General features: G+C 56.5%; 7 protein-coding genes. 3 read left to right on the top strand and 4 right to left on the bottom strand.

The window, feature by feature from the left end:
- The 3 genes from MVK46_RS10315 to MVK46_RS10305 all read right to left on the bottom strand — a co-directional run.
- Positions 1-261, bottom strand: a 261-nt coding sequence (locus MVK46_RS10315; protein WP_297536637.1) for a hypothetical protein, incomplete at its 3' end; no start/stop codon positions are given.
- A 114-nt stretch (positions 262-375) separates the two neighbouring features.
- Complete coding sequence (locus tag MVK46_RS10310; protein ID WP_297536635.1) at positions 376-939, bottom strand: nicotinamide-nucleotide adenylyltransferase; 564 nt, start codon at positions 937-939, stop codon at positions 376-378.
- Complete coding sequence (locus MVK46_RS10305; protein ID WP_297536634.1) at positions 940-1,719, bottom strand: S-adenosyl-l-methionine hydroxide adenosyltransferase family protein; 780 nt, start codon at positions 1,717-1,719, stop codon at positions 940-942. It lies immediately after the preceding gene.
- Between the two features lie 53 nt (positions 1,720-1,772).
- Between MVK46_RS10305 and MVK46_RS10300 the strand changes: the two genes are divergently transcribed.
- From MVK46_RS10300 to pgsA, 3 genes are read left to right on the top strand one after another with little or no spacing between them, the layout of a single operon-like run.
- Complete coding sequence (locus MVK46_RS10300; RefSeq protein ID WP_297536632.1) at positions 1,773-3,365, top strand: transglutaminase domain-containing protein; 1,593 nt, start codon at positions 1,773-1,775, stop codon at positions 3,363-3,365.
- Entirely contained in the window at positions 3,366-3,902 is a 537-nt protein-coding gene (locus MVK46_RS10295; RefSeq protein ID WP_297536629.1) for a tRNA (cytidine(56)-2'-O)-methyltransferase, read from the top strand.
- Positions 3,903-3,907: 5 nt separating this feature from the next.
- Positions 3,908-4,477 (top strand): archaetidylinositol phosphate synthase, encoded by a 570-nt coding sequence (pgsA, locus tag MVK46_RS10290; protein ID WP_297536627.1) that lies wholly within the window; start codon positions 3,908-3,910, stop codon positions 4,475-4,477.
- 70 nt (positions 4,478-4,547) lie between these two features.
- Here pgsA and MVK46_RS10285 read toward each other — a convergent pair.
- Positions 4,548-4,926: HAD family hydrolase (locus MVK46_RS10285; protein WP_297536625.1), on the bottom strand; the 379-nt coding region annotated here is incomplete at its 5' end.

Below are 4,926 nucleotides of genomic sequence, written 5' to 3'. Positions count from 1 at the left end.
CGTGGGAGGAAACGGGAGCGAGAGAAGGAGCTCGTGAATGCCAAGGAGCTTCTCCCGGAAAACCGCCCCGCTGAAGAAGAGTGGGAACATTACGGCGAGCGAAACGCTCGCAAGGCCAACGATTGTCCCGCTCGAAACAGGAAACCAACTGGACAGCCAGTAGATTGTCGCCGTTACCCAGGGAATGGAAATCAGGTTAAGCCCTATGTGCTTCGCTGTGTACTTGACCTCCTCGCGGAGCTGGGTGAGTGTCAAAGCCATAGCCCCACCGACCCGAAAAGATGTCCCAGATTTCACGTTTGCCAATCGTGTTTTGTCCGAAAAGAGTTAAAAGATTAACTCAATCGTTTGATAAACCGGAGATGATAAGAATAGTCAGAACTCCGGAATCCTTATCGGCGCCTGGAGCTCCTTTTCGTTCTTCTCGAGGTTGGTCGCGAGCATCTGGATTCTCTCAACGCCGTGGATTTTTCTTATGAACTCCGCGACGCTCCTCGGCACGAGGTCTTCCCACGGCTCGCCCTCAATCATCCTCCGCCTTATCTCCGTTGCCGAGAGGATGTCCTTCCTGAACATCGGCTGGACTATAACTTCGTAGCCCTTCTCCCTGAAAAGCTCCGCAACGAGCGAGTTGCCCGTGAACACCACGTCGAAGCGGGGGACCATGTTCTCCACGTAGGTCGCCCAGATGGAGTTGAAGTTGATGTCCGGGAGGGGAATCAGGTAGTAGCGCTTCTTTGGGAACTCCGCCTCGTCGAGGGCCCTTATCAGCATCTCCATCCTCTCACTCGTCGTGAATGGGTTCTTGAGCGTGTGGCTGGCCTGAGCGCTCCCGATTCCGATGATGACCTCGTCCACCTGCGAGAAGACGAACTCCAGAGCCTTCATGTGCCCGTTGTGGACGGGCTGAAAACGACCGACGAAGAGACCGCGCCTCATTCAATCACCTCCAATCAGCTTCACCCTAACCTCGTTCCCGACCTTCAGGCCGAGCCTCTCGCTCGCGCTCCCCTGGTTGACGGCAATCTCAAGGTAGTCGTGGCTTCCTGGCAGGGCCAAAAGCTCTCCCGGCTTCACGTAGCCGTAGGCCTCCCTGTAGGGAATCCTCAGCCCGAAGTCGGGCAATTCAACCGCCTTCGGTCTCCCGTAGTTCTCAAGGTTGAGGATGACGTTTCCGAAGTCGTCCACGTAGATTACCTTCAGAATCCAGAGGTCGCCCTCCCTTCTCGGCTCAACGTCGAGCTTGACCAGCGAATCGAGGGGAATCTCCTCCGCGAACTCCTCTGGAGAAACCCCCTTCTCTATGAGCGCGCCGGCCGGCCCGAAAACGTCCCTCCCGTGGAAGGTCGAGCTTATCCGCCAGCCTGTAAACTTTTTAATCCTCTCGAAGTCTATCTCCCAGGCGCGCTTTGGATTTATGTGCTTGAGCGGGAGGGTGGCTAATCCGTTGTCCGGGACGACCAGCCACTGAGAACCTTCGATGATTACCGCCTTCCTCCCGGTCCCGACGCCGGGGTCTATGACGCCGACGTGAACCGTTCCTTCAGGGGAGTACTTAACGACCTGCTCCATGACGAAGGAGCCCTCGATTATCGAATGCCTCGTCACCGCGTGGGTGACGTCGACGAGTTTAGCCTCCGGATTGACGCGGAGCATCGCTACCTTCATCTCCCCCACGTAGGGGCCCTTAAGCCCGAAATCCGTCGTCAGCGTTATCATTCACACCACCCAAAGCTTATTAACGGTTTGACCTTAAAGGGGTTTGGAAGGGTATGAAGTGGAAAATCCTCATATCTTTGGTTCTCATAGTCCTAGTCTCGGGGTGCCTCTTCAGGCCACCGGCCGAGGTTAAATTCTCGGTTGACCACACGATAGTTCCCCCGGGCGGGACGTTTCACCTGATAGTTGACGTCAACAACACCGGCAAGGTAGGACTGGTGGGGGCAACCCTGATACTCGGCAACGACAACTTCCAGATAGTCCAGGAGCCGAGGTTTCCCACGATACTGAAGGTCGGCCAGAGCGTTCAGCTCGTCTGGATTCTCCGCGCTCCTGAGAAACCCGGGACATACAACCTACAGGTTTCCCTCGAATTAAGGGACGAACTTAAAAGAACGTGGACGGGCTTCTACGGCCACTTCAGGATTACGGTGGCAACCGAGGTCAACCCGCCGAAGAGCATAAACCTGACCCTGAGCGCGCCCTCGAAGGTAAACGGCGGCAGTCAGTTCCCGGTAACCGTTACGATAGGAAACGGCTTCGATTCAACGGTGCAGATACTCGGCATAAACTTCAACCTTCTCCCCGGCATGAGGGTCGTTAGCGCCCCAAGCGCCCCCTCTCAGCTGTCCCCGGGTCAAAACGTAACGCTCACGTACCTGATATCCGCCCCCTACGCCTACAGGAACGGCTTCATATCGGTGGTCGTTGATTACTCCGCGATGGGTTCCAGGGAGAGTATAGCTAAGAGCGCCAGAATCACGGTCCTGTGGCGCCCGTGGAAGGAGAGCGAAAAAGTTCTGATGGCGGCCTACGGGGAGAACTACCACTGGGTCACGCAGAGGTACCTCGTCGATGCCTACTGGCTCAAGAAGTTCAACTCAACGTCCATTGTCGAACCCTTAAAGCTGAGACCGGTTGCCCTGAATGTAATAGGAAACGCAAGCTCAGAGGTTCAGGCCGCTGAGAGGCTCTACGACTGGATGGTCACCAACTACACATTCGGGAACACCACGACAACCCTCCAGCCGACCCTCATACTCCAGCAGGACAGGATAAGCTACACAGAGGGCCAGATTCTCATGACGGCCATGCTCCGGTCGATTAACATCCCGGCGAGGATAGTGAGCCTCTTCAACGGAACTGACTGCACGATTAGCCCGATAACGGAGTTCTACACCGCCGACGGCTGGTACGTGGTCGACCTGAGGCACCGCTTCATCGGGCCGCTCGATGATTACCTCGCCAGCCCGTACTTCCCGCGGGTTTACCAACTGGTCACGAGCCACGGCTACAGGATAGTCGCCCAGAACCCAGAGAAGCTCGTCGGTCACGAACACGTTGACGTAACATCCCAGTTCACGAGCAACCTCGAGGACAGACTCTTGGAAGTTGTTCTCCAGAGGGTTCAGCCGGGACTCCGCTCAAAGCTGACCCTCGTCCTCAACGGCTTGGACAGAAACGAGAGAATTTACGCCCTCTTCCTCTTCGCCTCTGCACCTCAGGATGACCTGAACAGCGTGCTCGCCAGCTGGAGCGTCAGCAGGATTCAGAAAAACGTTAAAACCATGTACGAATTCTACAAGGACATGCCTTGGCGCGATGACTTCACCTACTACTGGAGGGTCTTTAAGGGGGAGGTCTGAATGATAGTCGTGCTTCGCCTTGGCCACAGGCCGGAGAGGGATAAGAGAATAACAACCCACGTGGCTTTAACGGCGAGGGCCTTTGGAGCCGATAAAATCATCATCTCGGCGGAAGAAGACGAGCACGTTAAGGAGAGCGTCGAGGACGTCGTGAGAAGATGGGGTGGGCCGTTCGAGATAACCTTTGACCCCAGCTGGAAGAAAATCCTGAGGGAGTGGCGCGAGAAGGGCGTTATAGTCCACCTGACGATGTACGGAATCCATATGGACGACGCGATGCCGAAGCTGAAGGAGGAGCTGAAGGCCGGAAAGGACTTCCTCATCGTCGTCGGCGCCGAGAAGGTTCCGAGAGACGTTTACGAGCTGGCGCACTACAACGTGGCAGTTGGCAACCAGCCCCACAGCGAGGTGGCCGCTCTCGCTGTTTTCCTCGACAGGCTCCTCGACGGCGAGGGTCTGAGAAAGGAGTTCCAGAACGCGAAGCTCAAAATCATCCCGCAGGAGAGGGGGAAGAAGGTAATCCAGCTCGACGGGTGAAGGAAATGGTCCTCAACAGGTATCGAGAGAACGTTAAGGGCTACCTTGAGGCGATAGTTAAACCCCTCGCAAAGGCCGGACTGACGCCGAACGCGGTTACTGTGATAGGCCTCCTCATAAGCCTCCTCGCGGCCTACCTCTACTACCTCCGCGAGCCGAGGCTGGCCGCTCTAACGCTCCTCGTAGGCTCGCTCGTCGATGCCCTCGACGGAACGCTGGCGAGGCTGACCGGAAAGACGAGCCGCTTCGGAGCCTTCCTCGACTCGACCTTCGACAGGATAAGCGACGGCGCGGTGCTCTTTGGAATCGCGCTTGGAAGTCTCGCCGACTGGCGCGTTGCCTTCCTGACGTTCATGGGGAGCTATCTTGTCAGCTACGAGCGTTGCAGGGCCGAGTTAGCTGGCTCAGGAAAGCTCGCGGTGGGCATTGCCGAAAGGGCCGAGAGGCTGATAATCCTGATGGCTTTCTCGTTCCTCGGAATTAACTACGTCAAGTACGGCGTCTACATAGTCGGAGTACTCGCGTGGATAACCGTCGTCCAGAGGTTTTACGTCGCCTACCAGCGGCTGAAGTGAAGAAGAGGGGAATGACGAAAATTTCGCTATCTGAGGCTCCGATGAAGAGCCCTGCCGTTACCGACCCCCATCATTTTTCCATCAGGCCCTTCACTATCTCAACGACGTCGCTGAGTTTCGAAACGACGAAGTCGCAGTTGCCCCAAAGTTCTCTCTTCTCGGCCTTCGGGTCGAGGAGGACGCTGAGCATTCCAACGTTCTTGGCACCAACGCAGTCTTTCTTCGGGTTGTCACCGACGTAGAGGGCCTCCTCCGGCTTTACACCTGCTTTTTCAAGGGCCAGCTGGAAGGGCCTCGGGTGTGGCTTGAAATAGCCCGCCTCCTCGCTGGTGGTTATCGAATCGAAGAGGTCGTAGATTCCGAGTGCTTTTAGGTGGCTCTCGATGTAGTCGTTGTCCGAGTCGGTTATGATTCCCACGTGGAGGCCGAGCGCCTTGAGCGCCTCAATC

Source organism: Thermococcus sp. (genome assembly GCF_027066465.1).
Classification (GTDB): Archaea; Methanobacteriota_B; Thermococci; order Thermococcales; family Thermococcaceae; genus Thermococcus.
This window is presented reverse-complemented; position numbering and strand designations above follow the sequence as displayed.

What these genes read in the sequence shown, in the direction of transcription:
- MVK46_RS10310 (WP_297536635.1), bottom strand. Translation starts at nt 939, where the DNA reads ATGAGGCGCGGTCTCTTCGTCGGTCGTTTTCAGCCCGTCCACAACGGG.
- MVK46_RS10305 (WP_297536634.1), bottom strand. Translation starts at nt 1,719, where the DNA reads ATGATAACGCTGACGACGGATTTCGGGCTTAAGGGCCCCTACGTGGGG.
- pgsA (WP_297536627.1), top strand. Translation starts at nt 3,908, where the DNA reads ATGGTCCTCAACAGGTATCGAGAGAACGTTAAGGGCTACCTTGAGGCG.
- MVK46_RS10300 (WP_297536632.1), top strand. Translation starts at nt 1,773, where the DNA reads ATGAAGTGGAAAATCCTCATATCTTTGGTTCTCATAGTCCTAGTCTCG.
- MVK46_RS10295 (WP_297536629.1), top strand. Translation starts at nt 3,366, where the DNA reads ATGATAGTCGTGCTTCGCCTTGGCCACAGGCCGGAGAGGGATAAGAGA.